The organism is Emticicia aquatica (genome assembly GCF_923079645.1).
GTDB lineage: Bacteria > Bacteroidota > Bacteroidia > Cytophagales > Spirosomataceae > Emticicia > Emticicia aquatica.
In genome coordinates, this window is the sequence record NZ_CAKLPY010000001.1 from 2,245,566 (window position 1) to 2,262,356 (window position 16,791).

Consider the following 16,791-nt stretch of genomic DNA (forward strand, 5'->3'; position numbering starts at 1 on the left):
AGGTCTGAGATACGAGAAACAAAATTGCAGATTTTTTCTCTCGTATCTCAGACCATGAATCTCAAACCTAACAATACTTATGAATAATACTCGACGCTCATTCTTGAAAACTGCGGCTTTAAGTTCCGCTGCTTTTGCAACACCAGCTTTTGCCGAAGTTCAAAAACCTACGCTTAACACTACAAGTAGAATCAAATTAAGTGTGTCAAGTTATTCATATTGGCACTTCAAAGGTGATAGATTTCCTATTGAAAAAGTGATTGATGAAGCTGCAAAAATGGGCTTAGATGGCATTGATGTACTTCACAGACAAATGGATGGTGAAGATAATGCTTATCTACAAAAACTCAAAAAACACGCATTTGTTAATGGAATTGCAATGACTTGCCTTTCTATTCATCAAGGTTTTGTTTCACCAGATAAAGCAGTTTTGAAACAGCACATCGACCATACAATTCATTGTATTGAATTAGCCTATAAAATGGGCATTCCTTGTATGCGATTAAATACGGGACGCTGGGGAACAATCAAATCCTTTGATGATTTCATGGCAAAACGAGGTATTGAACCTGCCATTGAAGGTTATACCGAAGATGAAGCCTTCAAATGGTGTATTGATAGTATTCAACAATGTATGAAAAAAGCCGAAGAATGCGGAATTTTATTGGCTCTTGAGAACCATTGGGGGCTGGGTTCAACGCCAGAAGGAATGTTGAGAATCAAAAATGCCATTGATTCACCATGGTTGGGATTATTGATGGATACAGGTAATTTCTTGGAAAATCCGTATGATAAATTAGAGAAAATTGCTTCGCAAACAAGTTTTGTTCAAGCCAAAACATATTATGGTGGCGGAGAATGGTACACGCTTGACTTGGATTACAAACGCATTGTAGATATTTTGAAAAAAAATAATTATCAAGGTTACATTTCAATTGAATTTGAAGGAAAAGAAGACCCTAAAACAGGCGTTCAAAAAAGTGTTGATTTATTAAGAAGTGTTCTGTAATCAGCATTTATTTTGTATAAATCATTGTCTATCAAGGCTTTTCAAGCATCAAAAATCATTAATTGGTAATACAAATATTTGAAAATGAGTTATAATATTCAAGTTTATACAGCACAAACCATGCTGGCTGAAATGGAAGCTGAATCAGAAGTTTTTTTTGATAATGATAAAAATTTAATTCCTTTCACTGAAAAACAAATACAGTCGCTAAAGGAAAGAATTTTAAAACATAATTATGAAATAACGAAAGAATACAAAAGGGGGATTTCGCTAAAAAACCCCCTTTTTGAAGGAATGAAAGCAATAATTACTTCTACTGGCTTATTCCTACGAGCAAGTTATGATGATGCATTTGAAATAGGAATGTTGGCTTCCGAGTTATGTGATTCGGGAGAATTTGCAAAATATGACCCACAAGCTGATGGCTGGGAAATATTAGAATAAAAAATTAAAAACCTACAGTTAAATAAACAGCACATTGCGGTAGTATTTTTAATTCACCACCACCTAAATTTTGTACAATTGGTTCTTGAAAAGTAAAACCAGTAGATATTTTACGATAATACGCTTGAAATCCTATACTTCCCAGTAACGAATAGCCACCTGTTAGAGAGTTAAGTTTACCTTCTTTATGGTCTTTAAATCCATAGTCAATTGTTGTTCCGACATTTGGCATTATCGAAAAACTACCCCAGTTTTTTGTATAAAACATTGTTATTGACGCATTTACACGATTCCCAAAACGATAATGTTCATTACTTTTGGTCGAAAGTCTTCCACCGATTTCAGTGTTCAAACCAAACTTTTTATACCTAATAGTATGAATTGCACTGAGCAAAAAATCTGTACTACCTGTTCCCAATTGAAAATTTGGATTAACTTCTGCATCACTATATCCGTATTCAAACTTACCTGTTGGCAGTTTAATTCCGCCACCAATCATCAAATTATGGTATAATCCAGATGTGTTTGTTGTGTCTAGAAACGTATTCAGCACATTATAATGAGCCAAAAGTAAAGCATCGCCAATACCACTTTTACTTGTCTTTGTACCCGAATAAAGCATTGTTTGTTGGTTGTCATTGTAAGGCAAAAAAGTCAATACTTGCAGTTTTTTTACAGGATAAAAGCGTCCCCAAACCTCAAGGGTTTGGTATTCTTCTTTTGTTTTCAATAATTGGCTATTTAAGTGCGAGTCAAATGTGCGGATGCGGTATCGCATTCCAACAAACTGTGTACCCGAACGAGGCAAAAGCCCAACAAAAGCACTACCATTTGAACAACCGCATAAGTCACAAGCTGCTGCTGATAAACGATTCATAATCAACAGTATAAGTAGTATTTTCTTCATAATTATTTACAAATTTTCACATCCATTAAGCAACAATCTCTTATTTGCTCTCTTTTATATACATCTGCTCGCAATTCGTCAGCATCGTAGCCAATTGAAACGATATATTTCTTTATTCTTTCTGACGTAGTTCTGCTAGAATCATATTTGATTGTTATTAATTTTTGAGAAACATCAACTACTACATCTTTCACGCCTTTTTCAAAAATAATATTTCTACCCAAATTGTATTTGCATCTATCACAGACCCTGCTTGTATGAATAGTACATTCAGCAGGCTTATCAAAGGCACTCGCATAAACACCTGATAATGATAGTGTTAACGTAGAAATAAAATCTTGGCGATTCATAAAACTTCTTAGTTCTTGATATATTTATCTGGATTTTTCACAAAACTTTCTTTACATGATTCACCGCAAAAACCGTACGTATTATCTTTATGTTTAAAGGTTATTTTAGTATTTTTTGCTACTTTCATGTGACAAACAGGGTCTTGCGATTTTACCTCTTTTTCAGCAATTTTCTTGTCTTTTTGTGCTGGTTTGTCTTCTTGGGCATAAACAGAAAAGCTAACGAATAAGACAAAAAGAGAGGTAATCAATTGAGTTTTCATATTATTTTTAAATTTTATTTGTTTTTACTTTTCGTCTCCACCAAAGCATAAAGCCCGTAATGGCTAAAAAACCAGGGGTTAATCCAAGAATTACGTAAAGAATTTTGACTGAAATTCCGCCATAATTTCCAACATGAAGCGGGAAAAACAAGGCTTCTACTTTATCCCAAAATGTTAAATCACTGAATCGACCAATATTTAGGAATTCGCCTGTATTAGCATCAAATCTTACCACATTTCCACCTGCAAACATTAGGTTTTGGCCTTTCAGATTACCACGAACACTAAATTTTTTCTCAGGCTGCGTGGGTAAATACACATAACTTGGAACTAAATCAGGCATTTTTTCAAGACTTTCGACATACATTTTATCAAGCGATACCTTCACCAAAGTATTATTTGGAGTCGGGATTGTTTCTTTTTTCCACGTTTCAGCTTCAAATGCAAATAAATTCATCCAAAAACCAGTAAAAAACACAATCACATTAAGCAAAAGAGACCAAACTCCTACAACTCGATGTAAATCAGAGCTTAACATTCGCCAGTTTTTGGTTTTGATTTTTACTTTGAAAGTCAATACTTTCCAAATAAATTTTCTGTAAACAATAAAACCAGTGATGATAGAAATGAGCATCGTCAGTCCAAAAATGGCGGCTAATGCTGCCCCAGGCATTCCAAGATGAAATGAAAAATGAAATTCAAAAATCCATTCAATCCAACCAACTTCCAAATCATCGCTTCGCCCTGAACGCAATATTTCACCTGAATATTGGTTAATATTTATCGCTCCTAAATCATAAGATTCTAAGCGAGCATCGTTCAAATAGAGTCTAAAATGATAAGATTGGTCCTTTTCTGCCAATGGATTTAGCCAAGCAATTCCGTCTAAATTTTGGTATTTATTTGTAATAATTTGATACAAACTATCCAGCGGAAGTTTTTTCTCCTCAGGCTTGACAGTCAAAACTTTATGATAAATAATCTCATCAAGTTCATCCTTGAAAATTAAAATCGAGCCACTAAGCCCCAACAGCAGAAGAAATATTCCAGTGATTAGTCCGAACCAACTATGTATGCTAAAAAGTAAGCGTTTGAATTTGTTGTTCATATTTTCTACATTTCATTATACTTTAATAGAATCTTGGTAAACAAAAATAGCTATTTGTGCTTAAAGTGACTTTCATGAATCTTGATAAAAAAATCTTTAGTATTACGGTGCTGCAAATCTTTTATTTTTCAGAAACTCATCATCTGTCAACGTTTTCAAAAAAGCAATGAGTTTTTTTTGCTCATCGGCCGTTGTTTGAATACCTAATTTTTGTCCATTTTTAAGTGCAGGGTCAAGTGTTGGCACATCCAAAACAGATTCAGAATAATGTTTCAGCACAGCTTCGAGCGTATAAAAACGGCCATCATGCATGTAAGGTGCAGTTACTGAAATATTTCTGAGACTCGGAACTTTAAATTTGTACTTATCTGAGTCTTTTTGTGTAATTCGATGCCTTCCAGTATCATCAATATTATAAACGGCAATACCATTATTTCGATAACTTTGGTCGGTAAAAAGTTCACCTGAATGACACGAAGCACATTTTTGCTTGAAAATCCACATTCCTGCCAATTCTTCCTCTGTCAATATTCCACCTGTTTCTTTTCTGACGTATTTATCATACCGAGAATTGGCCGAAACCAAAGAAGTCATAAATTGTGAAAGTGCCTTCAAAAAACGCTCAGTTGTGATCTCCTTACTTCCGTAAGCTTTCTGGAAAAGTGCAGTGTATTTTTCTTTTTTACAAAGTTTTGCTAACACATTTCCCAATTTTTCATCCATTTCAACTGGATTTTCAATCGGAGCAATCGAAAATAGGTCTAAATCAAAAACACCACCATCCCAGAAAAACTCTTTCTGAAATGCCATATTCTGAATCGGCGGAGCATTTCGGATACCTCTAAGATTATCAATTCCATGACTAACATCGTGTCCATGATGCGTAAAACCTGAAGGTTGACTGTGGCATTCGGCACATGAAATCGTTCCATCTCTTGATAAATCACCTTCATAAAATAATGCTCTACCCAATTCAAAACCATTTTCGGTAATAGGATTTTTAGCAAAATCATATACAGGATTTGGAAAATTAGCTGGAGCCGAAAATAACTTGTCAGGTGCAATATCTTGGGAGTTGTCATTTTTACATGCAACTCCCAGATAAACAGCACTACTAACTACCATAGCTAGGATTTTAAATTTCATTATTCTTTGTCATTATGAACATGGTCAACAATGAAACTTTGAGCATAATTGTCAGCAATTGCTGTACCCGCCGCAGGAGCATGCACCATATACGATGTTGCAATACTAATTTTATTTTTTGCACTAAAAACCTTTGAAACATCATTAATTATATGAATTTCTGGAGCAATATCTTTTCTTACGGTTGCTGACGAAGCTAAAGAAAATTTAAAAGTTTTTAGGTTATTTGGTGTTGTGGCAGTTCGACCACCAAAACCGCCAATATGAAACTCATATTGAGTCATTCCCATCATGTTATTTGCTGGAATGGCTGCTGATTTTCCTTCCATTTTGAAGAAAATATAACCCGAATTCCACGACCAATACATATTATCTGCACCATAAGATGCAGGGTCAAGAACGCCAGTTCGTTGACTTACATCAGAAATAGATTTTAAACTATCAACGCCAATCACATAACTCAATTCGGTATAATTACCCGCTGGAACATCTTTTAAAGTTACAACCAAAGAACTTTCGTCTGATTGACGAATCAAAAAGTAGTCATTCAGAAAATTCACAACTTCACCATTCTCATTTTTCAAAGAAATATTTGATACAAAATAATTAAGTTTAGTTACTGTAAAATCTTCTCCCAACACATTTGTAGCTTTGGTTGTTCCTAGAACTAATTTTTGGTCGCCAATTCGGTTATCAAACTCAATGCTAATTGAATTTTTATCATTTGGCCCAATTTCCTCTTCTTTTTGACAAGAAATAATTAATACCGTTGCGAAGATTGCTAAGAATAATTTTGATAAGTTTTTCATGAGTTTTAACTAAAAACAAATATAAGTATGTAAACCACGGCCAATAAACCGTAGCATTACAAATAATTGATAATGAATGATTTACAAATAAATCAAATAGCTATTAGAAACTATTTGAAAAAAATGCATAAAGAAAATACGTAAAAAACTACAAAGTTAGGAAGCTAACTTTTGCAGCATTATGCAATAAAAGGGAAGAAATCAGCCTAAACAAGGTGGACGAAAAAGAGAAGTAGCAAGCGTAAAATAATGGCGTTGCTTATAAATAAATAAATTTTGAGTCGATGAAACTACACTTGTGAATGTTTGTGAGAAGACAAAGTTTTCATGATGGAAGGTTTCTTCTAAAAGTTTCTTGAAACTTTGTTCTTGGCGGTCGGCTTCTTTGCTCGCTTTGTCTTCGGCCACTTTATGAAGCTGTTTGGCCAAATAACATTTACCATTACATTGCAACTCAGGCTTAAAGCGGTTTTCGCAGAGATTTTTAACGATGTAATCTTTGTTCAATTCAAAATCAAGATAAACCACAGGCACTACCAGTATGCGTACACTGGTAAGCAAAAGCAGAAAAACCGCCAAGCCTCGTTTACTATTTGACATTAAATTCATGCTGCAAAATTATGCCACGTTTTATATCAAACCTATGATTATCATCATTTTTTTAACGTACCGAGCAGCACTTTATTTTCAAAAACAGTTCCAATTAATAATTTATCACCAAAAACCGCCCCAACACTAGAGCCAGAAACTGGTTTTCCATCATTCAAATAAATGCTTTTCAACGTAAAATCACTTTTAGCTTTGTAGGCAATTTTAATGATTTCTGAAGGCGAAGGCTTTGAATGGTCTTTTGAATGAGCCAGAAAAGCCAATAATTTCGGGTGGCAACCTACCCAAAGATTCCCAACTTCGTCGAGTTCAATATTATCTGCACCTCTGACTGGAATTTCATCTGTTTTAGTCAATACTCCCGTCGTAATATCTCGGTCAAAAACTATAATTTTTTGTCCTGTTGTTGCTGAAGTAAATAATTTTTTACCATCAAGACTTACATTTACTCCATTGGCATACAAAAATCCGCTTGCAAGAATGCTTGCTTTTCCTCCATCAAAATAACAAACATTTCCTGAAGCAATTTGTAATAAATCCTTTTTTGCTCGCCAATTTGAAATTTCTTCATCGTGGTCATTCGTTACATAAAACTTTCGCTCACCAACACCAACAACGTCATTTGGACTTACAAATAAAGGGTCGGTAATACTTTCACGGTGAATGAGTGTACTATCTGTAAATTGAAAAATTTCGATAAAATCCCCTACTTTTCGGTGATTAACCACAAATAAAATTTTGTCTCCATTAAGTGCTTTATACAAACTAATTCCGTGTGGATGAAAATCGTCAAAAGGCAACTTATCAGTTAATTTGATCGGTTTTGGAGAATTTTCATTGAGATTGAGTAGATAAATTGCTCCATTTGGTAGAAAAGGAGAAAAATCACTTGCAGAAATCAACGCTAAACCTTTCGCTTTATCAATAGTAATATCTTCTGCTCCATGAAAACCATTAATTTCGACAGTTTTTCCATCAAAATGTGGTTCGATTTTAGTAAAAAAGCCCGCATTTGTAAGTGTTTTTCCTACAAAAAAAACAATGATTACGACAATACCTATTACTATTTTAAGCCAAGTTTTCATTTTGAATGAAGGTTATATTTCCACAAAAGCACTAATTCGTAATCAGTGCCTTTGTGCTTGTTAAAAATCAAATATCACAAATATTAACTCCTTGTTTAAGCGAAGCTAATTTATCAGCTCTGGCAGGAATGAATTCTTGAGCGACGAAACCTCGATAACCAGTTTCTACAATTGCATTCATAATTGACGGGTAATAAATCTCTTGGGTTTCATCAATTTCATGTCGCCCTGGCACACCACCTGTATGATAATGAGCAATATATTTACTATTTGCTCGAATGGTATTAATGATATCACCCTCCATAATCTGCATGTGATAGATGTCGTAAAGTAGCTTAAAATTATCAGAATCTATCTTTTTGCACAATTCAACACCCCAATCGGTATGGTCGCACATATAATCTTTATGGTCAATTTTACTATTGAGTAGCTCCATTACGATGGTTACTTTCTTTTTTTCTGCATAATTTAAGATTTTTTTTAAACCTTTAGCACAGTTTTTTAAGCCATCTTCATCATCAATTTTCTTCGCACGATTTCCTGAAAAACAAATCAAATTGGTAAAACCCGCTTTTGAAGTTTCGTCAATCAAATATTTGTACCATTCTTCCAAACCATCGTGATTTTCTTTAGTATTCCAGCCTTTCGTGATTCCATAATCTTTGCCAATTCCCGAAACCATCGCACAAGTAAGATCGTGTTTTTTGACCGTAGAAAACTCCTCAACTGTCAATAGTTCAATCGATTGTAAACCAATGGTTTTGGCAGCTTTACAAAGAGCCTCAAGTTCGATTGAATCGTAACACCAACGGCAAACCGAATGATTGATTCTTCTTTTTAAGGCAACTCCCATCTCGTTATCAGCGGCATTCAAACGGGAGGAAATTGCTCCCGTTAGGGCTACGGTTGCTGCACCTTCAACAATTTTTTTCATAGCATTTCGGCGAGAAGTTTTATTTTCCATGAGAATAATTTTGCTTCCCAAAAGGGTAATTTATAAATATTTGGATTAAAAATAGACAATCGGAAAAGACGAGTAATTTTAATAAAAAAAAACTTCACAAATAGCATATCGAGCAAATTTGATTTTCAAATATAATAAAAATCATAGTTTAGCGTATTTGCTAATGAAAGTAAAAAAGGCTCAAACTTTATGCAAATCACTCATTAAAAAACCAACAATTATGAAAAGCATCTCAAAAGTTTTTATTTTATGTTTATTCACAATCATTGCTAGCTCATGTGTCAAGAAAATAATTGATGATATTTTGCCGTCAGGTTCGGCAAGTATTGTTGCCAACGGAAATACAATTAATTTAGGAAAACCAACGGCTGTAACGCTTTTAGGCGTAGTAACCATTGAGGCAATGAAAGATAAAAACGGCTTTACTTTACTCCTAAATAAGTCTGATATTAAAACTGGAAAGACTTATGACTTAAAAAGTTCAACAGGAGTTTTTACATTTCTATATGATGGGGCATATTATTCGCCAAGTACTGGAACTTTGGAAATCACTAAATTTACAGATAACAAAATTGTGGAAGGAAAATTTAGTTTTGATGGCTCAGTTGTAGGCATTTCAAACAAAAAAATGACTGCAACTGGCACTTTTAGCATTGATATTGTTTTGTAGAAAATTGTTTTAAATTACTTCCTTCAAGAAGCGTGGTGAAAGTTTCATCACGCTTTTATTTTTATTTATTTGAATAAGATATAAGCGTTCAACAAATAATTTTCGTTAGGTGTTGAACGGTGGTATAATTTTAGGTGTTATCTTTCGGGCGACGCTCGATTTAAAACTAATTGTAATAATTTATGAACAAGGACTTTTTTCAGCATATTTTTGATAAACATCAACAAGCCGAACCTGTTCCGCCTACTAAAGAAATAGCCGCTTGGGCTTTACGGATTATTCGATTACTTTTTCCTGAGCAAACAAAAGAATATTTTCGTTCAGAAGAAGAAATTGAGATTCAGTTTAAAAACCTTGAATTAGATTTAAGAAATATTCTGATTTCGACTTATCAGTGCAAAAATTGCAATCCTGAATGGAAAGCAAATGAATTTATTGAGCGAATTCCAGAAGTTTATCGTCTTTTGAAAACAGATATTCAGGCAATTATTCAAGGTGATCCTGCTGCCAAAAGCGAATTTGAGGTAATTAGAGCTTATCCAGGTTTTTTTGCTATTACTTTTTACAGGCTCGCACACGAATTATTCAATCTAGAAATTCCTCTTTTACCAAGAATTTTGACTGAATATGCTCACTCCAAAACGGGGATTGATATTCATCCAGGAGCAACAATTGATGAATATTTTTTCATTGACCATGGTACAGGAATCGTCATTGGTGAATCATGTATCATCGGAAAACACGTAAAACTTTATCAAGGAGTAACATTGGGAGCTTTAAGTGTTGAAAAAACGATGGCCAATACTAAACGTCATCCAACTGTTGAAAACAATGTAGTTATTTATTCAGGAGCAACAATTTTAGGCGGAAATACCATCATCGGTGAGCATTCGATTATAGGCGGAAATGTTTGGCTCACCAAATCTGTTCCGTCTTACTCAACCGTTTATCACAAACCCGAAATCAAAGTTGTGGAGCGTGTAATGGATTGATAAATACCACAATCAATTTGATTTTTTAATTACCCATCTGAATATGGCATCAATTATTGACCTTGTTGGCAATACACCACTGGTTGAGTTACAGAAACTTAACCCTAATCCAAACGTAAAAATTTACGGCAAACTCGAAGGAAATAACCCAGCAGGCAGTGTAAAAGACCGCCCCGCATTAAATATGATTCGTAGTGCAGTTGAGCGTGGCGATATTAAACATGGCATGAAACTTATCGAAGCCACCAGCGGAAACACTGGTATTGCGTTGGCAATGATTGCACGATTATTTGACTTAGAAATTGAATTAATTATGCCATCAAATTCTACTCGTGAGCGAACACTTACGATGGAAGCATTCGGTGCAAAGGTAGTTTTACTAGAAAATATTGAAAAATGTAGAGATTATGCAGAAGAACAAGCAAAAACAGGCAAATATTTCATGCTTGACCAATTTGCAAATCCTGATAATTATTTAGCTCATTACAAAACAACTGGCCCTGAAATTTGGCGAGATACCAATCAAAAAGTAACTCATTTTGTGAGTTCGATGGGTACAACTGGTACAATTATGGGAACTTCCATGTATTTGAAAGAAGTAAATCCAGCAATTCAAATTGTAGGTTGTCAACCCACCGAAGGTTCGTCAATTCCTGGAATTAGACGATGGCCAACTGAATATTTGCCAAGAATATTTGACCCTAATAGAGTTGATAGAGTGATGGACATTGCCGAAGCCGAAGCAACAGAAATGGCTCAAAAATTAGCAAAGACAGAAGGAATATTTGCTGGAATGAGTTCGGGAGGAGCAGCATCAGCCGCAATTAGATTAGCTCAAGAATTAGAGTCTGGCGTAATCGTTTTCATCTGCTGTGACCGCGGCGATAGATACTTATCAAGTAATTTGTTTGGCTGATTTACCTTAAAATTTACTTTTAAAAAGTCGTTAGAAAAATTTTCTAACGACTTTTTGTTTTAAAATCAATTGCTTTTTTACCATTCAAACCAACTATTTACCATTTATCCTCAAATTTCAATATAAATCGTTTGAATACGTCTTCAAATCAAACAGTGAATGTTTAGCAATTAATGAATACTATCGAACAAAATAAACAAATTCAAAAAAACGTCAGCGGTGAACGTAAACGATTGTTGGGTTTTATCCGACAACGCATTCCTTCGCTACCTGATGCAGAAGATGTGTTGCAAGAAGTATTTTATGAATTGGTAGAAATGTATAGGTTAACAAAGCCAATTGACCAAACCGTAGCTTGGATGTTTACAGTTGCTCGTAATAAAATTAATGATTTTTATCGCCGAAAAAAAGTAGATGCTCTCGAAGAAATAACAAGCATTGCTTCTGACGAAAATGAAAAATTATCATTATTTGATATTTTGCCTGATGGGTCAAACCAAGACCCAATGATGCAAGAAACCATATTGGAAGCACTTACTGAAGCACTCGAAGAACTACCAACACACCAAAGATTAGTTTTTGAAATGCACGAATTAGAAGACAAATCGTTTAAAGAAATTTCGGAAATAACGGGTGTAAAAGTAAGCGTTTTGATTGCAGAAAAACGACAAGCGATTTTGTCTTTGCGGGAAAAATTAAGTTATCTGTACGAAGATTTATTTGAGTAAATTTTATTGGAAAAATTACATTAAAAAAAAACAAAAATGACAACATTATGGATTTTGGGCGGAATCGCTATCGCAATTGTAGCAGTCGCCGTTATGAGTTTGGCAGTTATGTATTTATGGAATTGGCTCGCACCAACCGTTTTCAAATTGCCAACAATCAAGTTTAAGCATGCTTTGGGTTTACTTATTTTGAGTAAACTACTCTTCGGAGGTTTTGGTGGCTGGCACGGTGGGCATCATGGTTTTCATCATGGAATGAAGCACGAGCAATGTAAAGAATGGAAAATGAATCACGATAAAAAAGATTCAATTATTAAGTAATTTATTAAATTTTATAGAAAAATGAAAAAGTTTTGGTTTTTAAAAGGTTTTGCCATCGTTGCAGGTTTTATTTTTATTGGTGGTTTTGCAGTAATGACTTTGTGGAATTGGCTTATTCCTAGCATTTTTGGGCTTACAACAATCACTTGGTTACAAGCATTAGGTTTATTGGTTTTGTCTAAAATTCTCTTTGGTGGTTTCCGAGGCGGTAGTGGCTGGGGAGGTGGTTGCGGTGGCAATCGACATCAATTTTGGAAACAAAAAATGGCTGAACGCATGGCAAATATGTCGCCCGAAGATAAAGAACATTTCAGAGAAAAAATGAAGAATCGTTGGGGAAAATGGGTTGAGAAAAGTGAAGAGTAAAACAAGGAATCTCGTAGAAATAACGTTCTACGAGATTCCTTGTTTACATCACCCGTACCACTTCATTTGTTTCCAAATAAACTAGCATCATTGCTACATTTTCGTAGCCCATTTGTTGGTAAAGTTTAGCGTAGCTCCTTACTTGTCTAGCATATTTTTCTTGCAGTTTCGGGTCTGTACTTTTACCTGTTTTGTAATCAATAATATGTACAATTCCATCTTTTATAACTACTCGGTCGGGGCGTTGCATTTCGCCATTTGGTACAATAATTTCTCTCTCATTTTCTATTTGTAACCCTTCTTCAAAAAGTGGGGCTAATTCAGGCAAATTGATTACTTTTTCAATCGCTTCACTGATTTCTGTTCCTTCTTTTTGGCTGATTATCCCTTCAAATTCTAACGACTGAATGGCTTTCGGTACATCATTCTTAGTCTTTATTTTGGCAAAAGCACTATGAACTTTATTCCCTTTATCCTTGCTTTTATCAAGTGTTTCTGGGTCAAAAATCTTTTCTGAAGTTCGACGTAATCGCAAACGGTCGCTTCTATCTTCGCTTACTATTTTATGTAATTTTATAATTTCTCTTTCTTCAGCTGTAAGCGTTTCTTTTTTAATAAAATATCCTCGACTGATTTCATATAAATTTTCTTCGGGATTAAATATTTCGGCTGATTCAAGAAAATCTCTCATTAATTCCCCTACTCCTTGTACTTTTTGATAATGATTTTTGCCTGAAAGTACAAATAATTTATCGACTGCTCTCGTAAAAGCTACATAAAGCATATTGAGGTTTTCCAGAAATGTAGCTTCCATTTCTGTATCGTATTGTTTCGATAAATCGGTCATACTCATTTTATCATTTAGCTTGATAGGTGATGATAATAGTTGTACAATTTCGCCATCTTTTTCGTGCATAAATTCCTGATAATCAAGAGATTCCAAGTCTGCCCAAACTTCCGAATAATTGTTGGGCTTAATTGTCCATTGGGCATAAGGAATAATTACGATTGGATATTCTAAGCCTTTTGAACGATGAACAGTTGTAATTGTAATGGCATTTTGCTCTGATGGAGATTTTACTGAAAGTGCCGAAGAATCTTTTTTTTCATCCCAATATTTCAAGAAATCTTGTAAGTGGTTGCTTTCCTTCAAGCTATAATTTAAAACGACATCTAAGAAACGAAAAAGATAAGATTTTCGGTCTGTTCGCTCAAATAGCCCAAAAACACTGATAATTTTTTCTGCTAATTCATAAATTCCAGCTTTATTCAAACCTATTGCGTTCAATTCAAAGCCATGATTTGCAAAAAGCACATAAAAATCACTAATATGCGGAGCATCAACAGCATTTGTAATCAAATCATTGGCTTGATTATCAGGTATTTGTCCCAAAATTGTTTGGTAAAATAAATACGAAACTTCAGATTTTGCCAAACGATTATCTGGCTGATTGACTACCCGCATGAATGCCACTAACAGACGAACAGTTGGAGAGTTTTTGAGTAAAAGTGAATCTCTTGAAATAATTTGAAAATCGGCCTCAGTCAAAAAATTAGCAATTTCTGCCGACTCTTTATTTTTACGGCAAAGAATTGCAATATCTCCTTGTGTATAACCTTCATCGAGTACTTGCTGAATCAATTCGACGGTGCGAGTAAGCATCAAACTTGACTCTTTTGAATAGTCTAAAAACTCAATTTGTACGTGGCCTCCAGTTTTCGCACTCGGTGGAATTTGTTGTAAAAAATCAGCATAAACATCTGGTAGAAAGCTAAATTGAGGCGTATATTTAGCAAGAATCGAGGCAAAAAAACGATTATTAAATTCAATCACTTCTCGGCTACTACGATAGTTAGTTGCGAGCGATTTTGGTTCAATATATTGTGCAATCGTCATAAATTGCTCTACTTGAAAATCTTGCACCAATGGGCTACTTATTAACGGTCGAATATCACCTTTAAACAAATGCACAATGAGTTCCATTTTCCCACCCCGCCAACGATAAATAGCTTGTTTGGCATCGCCTACTATGAGATTAAAATGGTTGTTCGCCAATGAGTTTTCGATAAGCGGCAGCAGGTTATAAAACTGCATATCAGACGTATCTTGAAACTCATCAACAAGCAAATGATTGTATCTTTCGCCAATGCGTTCGTAGATAAACGGTACTGGTTCGGACAAGATAATTTGCAGGATTTTTCGGTTAAATTCAGCAATAAAAACTTGGTTTTTTTCATCTAAAACCTCATCAAATTCTTTCTTTATTTTTTTCAATAAAGACAATTTCCGAAGATTAGGTTTGAGTAAATTTAGTAAGGTATATTTTTTTAGATGATTTTCTTTGAAAGTCTGCATTTCATAAAAAATACCTTTTAAATCATCTTTTATAGAATCAATGGCAGCTTGGGTAGGTAATGGCGATTTTGCTCCGTACCATTTGTCATCATTGATAGCTGCCCAATGATAACTATTGGGTGATTTATCTTTTTTTGTATAGTATTCGGTCTCAAAGTCTTCTCGCATATTGTAGAAATAGCCACCGATTCCTTTATTTTTTTGCGTAAAATCATCAACGTTAAGTCCTTGGTTTTCAATGTATTGAATGGCTTTTTCTGCCAAAGACATTATTTCATTTTCAAACCATTTAAGGTAAGTGTAAATGTTATTTGAAATAGCCCAAAAATCTTTCGGTTCGAGGTTTTCTAGTTTTACAAGTGACGAATAAAATTGGTCATTGATAAGATGATTGCCAAATTTTGCCAATTCATCGGTCACGAAATTCCAACTTTGTCCATCAGAAACTTTTTCACCGATAAAATTTTCTAAAATTCGTGTAATGTCAAGATATTCGTCATTACCCGCTTTTTCAATCAATCGTTCGACAGCTTCAGTCATTATTCGATTAGAATCGAGCACGATTTCATAATTAAAAGGCAAGCCCAAATCTTCAGTAAAAGCACTCACCAATTGATTAACAAAACTGTCAATAGTTTTAACAGCAAAATCGGAATATTCTTGAATAATATGATTAAAAACTGCCGCAGCTCTTAGCTGAATTGTTTCTTCAGGTAATTTCAAATCTGTAACAATCATTTGAAACATTCCCCAAAACTTCGATTGTTCATTAAAATTTTGAATATCAGCAATATCTTTCAAGGCAGCCAAAATTCGCTCTTTCATTTCGGCAGCGGCATCGTTGGTAAAAGTAATCGCTAAGATTCGTTTATAATAATAAGCTTTATCGCTTCCGAGAGCTAGTCTTAGGTATTCTTTTGTGAGTGTAAATGTTTTTCCCGAACCTGCCGAAGAGCTATAAATACTAAATTTTGGCATGACTTTAAAAGCGAAAAATATGAATGTTGTGTTGTAAATATTGGATATTTAATAAAAACCTATTGTTTCCCTTGCGTCGGTTGTTCATTATAATTTATCATTCCATAAATCATCATACACCTCGATGTAACTGTTAAAGTACGAATAACTGGGTAAGCCCAAGAAAGTTTTTGAAGAAAAGTATGATAACCATTCATAAAATTAACAATCACTAAAATCACAATGGCAATAATTATCCAAAGTTTTTTTTCTTCTTTGATGGGTAAAAAACCTGCTAATAAGCCTGTATAAGAAAAAAATATAATGTAACTAAATACAAAAATTGAGTACAAAAGTGGTAGCGACTGGTACAAAGAAAAATAAAAGAAAAGCATGGGTAAAACCAAAAAAGCAGGCATTAACTTTATGATGGTTCGATTGGAATCTTTGAAAGTAATAAAAGCCCCTAATTGCTTAAAAACATAAACCCATGAAGCAAACATCATCGAATTTACGGAAATATTGACAATTATTGCAATTTTTTCATCTATCAAATACGACGAAAGTGAAACGGCAATCGGAATAAATATACTGATTAAAAATACCTTTTGAATAGTGCCGAAGTTTTCTTTTTGTTTGTCATAGTACCAAAATCCCATAATAAAGTACGAAACAATTCTAAAATTATTACTCCATAAATCTGCTTGGTTTTTATTTTCTAGTACTTGTGCGTAACATTCACACACAAGTACTAAAAATATTGCTGTTATAAAGATGATATTTTTCATCAT

The 16,791-nt window shown here is 34.2% G+C and carries 19 protein-coding genes; 8 read left to right on the forward strand and 11 right to left on the reverse strand.

The window, feature by feature from the left end:
* Positions 1 to 79: 79 nt before the first annotated feature.
* The gene (locus MJQ71_RS09630; protein ID WP_238806365.1) at positions 80 to 1,009 is read left to right on the forward strand and encodes a sugar phosphate isomerase/epimerase family protein; all 930 of its coding nucleotides are present in this window, start codon (positions 80 to 82) and stop codon (positions 1,007 to 1,009) included.
* 84 nt (positions 1,010 to 1,093) lie between these two features.
* Positions 1,094 to 1,453: a hypothetical protein gene (locus MJQ71_RS09635; RefSeq protein WP_238806366.1), complete on the forward strand. Its 360-nt coding sequence runs from the start codon at positions 1,094 to 1,096 to the stop codon at positions 1,451 to 1,453.
* A gap of 4 nt (positions 1,454 to 1,457) precedes the next feature.
* On the opposite strand, the gene MJQ71_RS09640 is transcribed toward MJQ71_RS09635, so the two are convergent.
* From MJQ71_RS09640 to MJQ71_RS09680, 9 genes are all read right to left on the reverse strand, one after another.
* A complete protein-coding gene (locus MJQ71_RS09640; protein WP_238806367.1) occupies positions 1,458 to 2,360 on the reverse strand; it encodes a hypothetical protein in 903 nt (300 codons plus the stop codon).
* 2 nt (positions 2,361 to 2,362) lie between these two features.
* The gene (locus MJQ71_RS09645; RefSeq protein WP_238806368.1) at positions 2,363 to 2,710 is read right to left on the reverse strand and encodes a cation transporter; all 348 of its coding nucleotides are present in this window, start codon (positions 2,708 to 2,710) and stop codon (positions 2,363 to 2,365) included.
* Positions 2,711 to 2,718: 8 nt separating this feature from the next.
* A complete protein-coding gene (locus MJQ71_RS09650; RefSeq protein WP_238806369.1) occupies positions 2,719 to 2,973 on the reverse strand; it encodes a YHS domain-containing protein in 255 nt (84 codons plus the stop codon).
* 7 nt (positions 2,974 to 2,980) lie between these two features.
* Positions 2,981 to 4,081, reverse strand: a complete 1,101-nt coding sequence (locus MJQ71_RS09655) for a PepSY-associated TM helix domain-containing protein (protein WP_238806370.1) — start codon at positions 4,079 to 4,081, stop codon at positions 2,981 to 2,983.
* Positions 4,082 to 4,183: 102 nt separating this feature from the next.
* Complete coding sequence (locus MJQ71_RS09660) at positions 4,184 to 5,227, reverse strand: cytochrome-c peroxidase (RefSeq protein WP_238806371.1); 1,044 nt, start codon at positions 5,225 to 5,227, stop codon at positions 4,184 to 4,186.
* The gene (locus tag MJQ71_RS09665; RefSeq protein ID WP_238806372.1) at positions 5,227 to 6,036 is read right to left on the reverse strand and encodes an MbnP family protein; all 810 of its coding nucleotides are present in this window, start codon (positions 6,034 to 6,036) and stop codon (positions 5,227 to 5,229) included. Before MJQ71_RS09665 ends, MJQ71_RS09660 begins: the two co-directional genes overlap by 1 nt.
* A 201-nt stretch (positions 6,037 to 6,237) precedes the next feature.
* On the reverse strand, positions 6,238 to 6,636 hold the full coding sequence (locus MJQ71_RS09670) for a hypothetical protein (protein WP_238806373.1): 399 nt from the start codon (positions 6,634 to 6,636) through the stop codon (positions 6,238 to 6,240).
* A 53-nt stretch (positions 6,637 to 6,689) separates the two neighbouring features.
* Complete coding sequence (locus MJQ71_RS09675; RefSeq protein ID WP_238806374.1) at positions 6,690 to 7,730, reverse strand: strictosidine synthase family protein; 1,041 nt, start codon at positions 7,728 to 7,730, stop codon at positions 6,690 to 6,692.
* A 67-nt stretch (positions 7,731 to 7,797) separates the two neighbouring features.
* A complete protein-coding gene (locus tag MJQ71_RS09680; protein ID WP_238806375.1) occupies positions 7,798 to 8,694 on the reverse strand; it encodes a hydroxypyruvate isomerase family protein in 897 nt (298 codons plus the stop codon).
* A 220-nt stretch (positions 8,695 to 8,914) separates the two neighbouring features.
* Here MJQ71_RS09680 and MJQ71_RS09685 point away from each other — a divergent pair, with 220 nt between their 5' ends.
* The 6 genes from MJQ71_RS09685 (at position 8,915) to MJQ71_RS09710 (ending at position 12,687) form a co-directional block, all read left to right on the forward strand.
* Positions 8,915 to 9,364: a hypothetical protein gene (locus tag MJQ71_RS09685; protein WP_238806376.1), complete on the forward strand. Its 450-nt coding sequence runs from the start codon at positions 8,915 to 8,917 to the stop codon at positions 9,362 to 9,364.
* 182 nt (positions 9,365 to 9,546) lie between these two features.
* Positions 9,547 to 10,356 carry a serine O-acetyltransferase EpsC gene (gene epsC, locus MJQ71_RS09690; RefSeq protein WP_238806377.1) on the forward strand — a complete coding sequence of 270 codons (810 nt, stop codon included), beginning with the start codon at positions 9,547 to 9,549 and terminating at the stop codon, positions 10,354 to 10,356.
* Positions 10,357 to 10,399: 43 nt separating this feature from the next.
* Entirely contained in the window at positions 10,400 to 11,272 is an 873-nt protein-coding gene (gene cysM, locus MJQ71_RS09695) for a cysteine synthase CysM (RefSeq protein WP_238806378.1), read from the forward strand.
* 173 nt (positions 11,273 to 11,445) lie between these two features.
* The gene (locus MJQ71_RS09700; RefSeq protein WP_238806379.1) at positions 11,446 to 12,000 is read left to right on the forward strand and encodes an RNA polymerase sigma factor; all 555 of its coding nucleotides are present in this window, start codon (positions 11,446 to 11,448) and stop codon (positions 11,998 to 12,000) included.
* Positions 12,001 to 12,036: 36 nt separating this feature from the next.
* On the forward strand, positions 12,037 to 12,321 hold the full coding sequence (locus MJQ71_RS09705; protein WP_238806380.1) for a hypothetical protein: 285 nt from the start codon (positions 12,037 to 12,039) through the stop codon (positions 12,319 to 12,321).
* A gap of 21 nt (positions 12,322 to 12,342) precedes the next feature.
* A complete protein-coding gene (locus MJQ71_RS09710; protein ID WP_238806381.1) occupies positions 12,343 to 12,687 on the forward strand; it encodes a hypothetical protein in 345 nt (114 codons plus the stop codon).
* 43 nt (positions 12,688 to 12,730) lie between these two features.
* Here the strand turns inward: MJQ71_RS09710 and MJQ71_RS09715 are convergent, their stop codons facing one another.
* Together MJQ71_RS09715 and MJQ71_RS09720 are read right to left on the reverse strand one after the other, a co-directional pair.
* A complete protein-coding gene (locus MJQ71_RS09715) occupies positions 12,731 to 16,021 on the reverse strand; it encodes a UvrD-helicase domain-containing protein (protein WP_238806382.1) in 3,291 nt (1,096 codons plus the stop codon).
* A gap of 59 nt (positions 16,022 to 16,080) precedes the next feature.
* Positions 16,081 to 16,788 (reverse strand): hypothetical protein, encoded by a 708-nt coding sequence (locus tag MJQ71_RS09720; RefSeq protein ID WP_238806383.1) that lies wholly within the window; start codon positions 16,786 to 16,788, stop codon positions 16,081 to 16,083.
* Between the last annotated feature and the right edge of the window lie 3 nt (positions 16,789 to 16,791).

Coding starts and splice junctions, on each gene's coding strand:
- MJQ71_RS09630 (WP_238806365.1), top strand. CDS start 80: ATGAATAATACTCGACGCTCATTCTTGAAAACTGCGGCTTTAAGTTCC.
- MJQ71_RS09635 (WP_238806366.1), top strand. CDS start 1,094: ATGAGTTATAATATTCAAGTTTATACAGCACAAACCATGCTGGCTGAA.
- MJQ71_RS09640 (WP_238806367.1), bottom strand. CDS start 2,360: ATGAAGAAAATACTACTTATACTGTTGATTATGAATCGTTTATCAGCA.
- MJQ71_RS09645 (WP_238806368.1), bottom strand. CDS start 2,710: ATGAATCGCCAAGATTTTATTTCTACGTTAACACTATCATTATCAGGT.
- MJQ71_RS09650 (WP_238806369.1), bottom strand. CDS start 2,973: ATGAAAACTCAATTGATTACCTCTCTTTTTGTCTTATTCGTTAGCTTT.
- MJQ71_RS09655 (WP_238806370.1), bottom strand. CDS start 4,081: ATGAACAACAAATTCAAACGCTTACTTTTTAGCATACATAGTTGGTTC.
- MJQ71_RS09660 (WP_238806371.1), bottom strand. CDS start 5,227: ATGAAATTTAAAATCCTAGCTATGGTAGTTAGTAGTGCTGTTTATCTG.
- MJQ71_RS09665 (WP_238806372.1), bottom strand. CDS start 6,036: ATGAAAAACTTATCAAAATTATTCTTAGCAATCTTCGCAACGGTATTA.
- MJQ71_RS09670 (WP_238806373.1), bottom strand. CDS start 6,636: ATGTCAAATAGTAAACGAGGCTTGGCGGTTTTTCTGCTTTTGCTTACC.
- MJQ71_RS09675 (WP_238806374.1), bottom strand. CDS start 7,730: ATGAAAACTTGGCTTAAAATAGTAATAGGTATTGTCGTAATCATTGTT.
- MJQ71_RS09680 (WP_238806375.1), bottom strand. CDS start 8,694: ATGGAAAATAAAACTTCTCGCCGAAATGCTATGAAAAAAATTGTTGAA.
- MJQ71_RS09685 (WP_238806376.1), top strand. CDS start 8,915: ATGAAAAGCATCTCAAAAGTTTTTATTTTATGTTTATTCACAATCATT.
- epsC (WP_238806377.1), top strand. CDS start 9,547: ATGAACAAGGACTTTTTTCAGCATATTTTTGATAAACATCAACAAGCC.
- cysM (WP_238806378.1), top strand. CDS start 10,400: ATGGCATCAATTATTGACCTTGTTGGCAATACACCACTGGTTGAGTTA.
- MJQ71_RS09700 (WP_238806379.1), top strand. CDS start 11,446: ATGAATACTATCGAACAAAATAAACAAATTCAAAAAAACGTCAGCGGT.
- MJQ71_RS09705 (WP_238806380.1), top strand. CDS start 12,037: ATGACAACATTATGGATTTTGGGCGGAATCGCTATCGCAATTGTAGCA.
- MJQ71_RS09710 (WP_238806381.1), top strand. CDS start 12,343: ATGAAAAAGTTTTGGTTTTTAAAAGGTTTTGCCATCGTTGCAGGTTTT.
- MJQ71_RS09715 (WP_238806382.1), bottom strand. CDS start 16,021: ATGCCAAAATTTAGTATTTATAGCTCTTCGGCAGGTTCGGGAAAAACA.
- MJQ71_RS09720 (WP_238806383.1), bottom strand. CDS start 16,788: ATGAAAAATATCATCTTTATAACAGCAATATTTTTAGTACTTGTGTGT.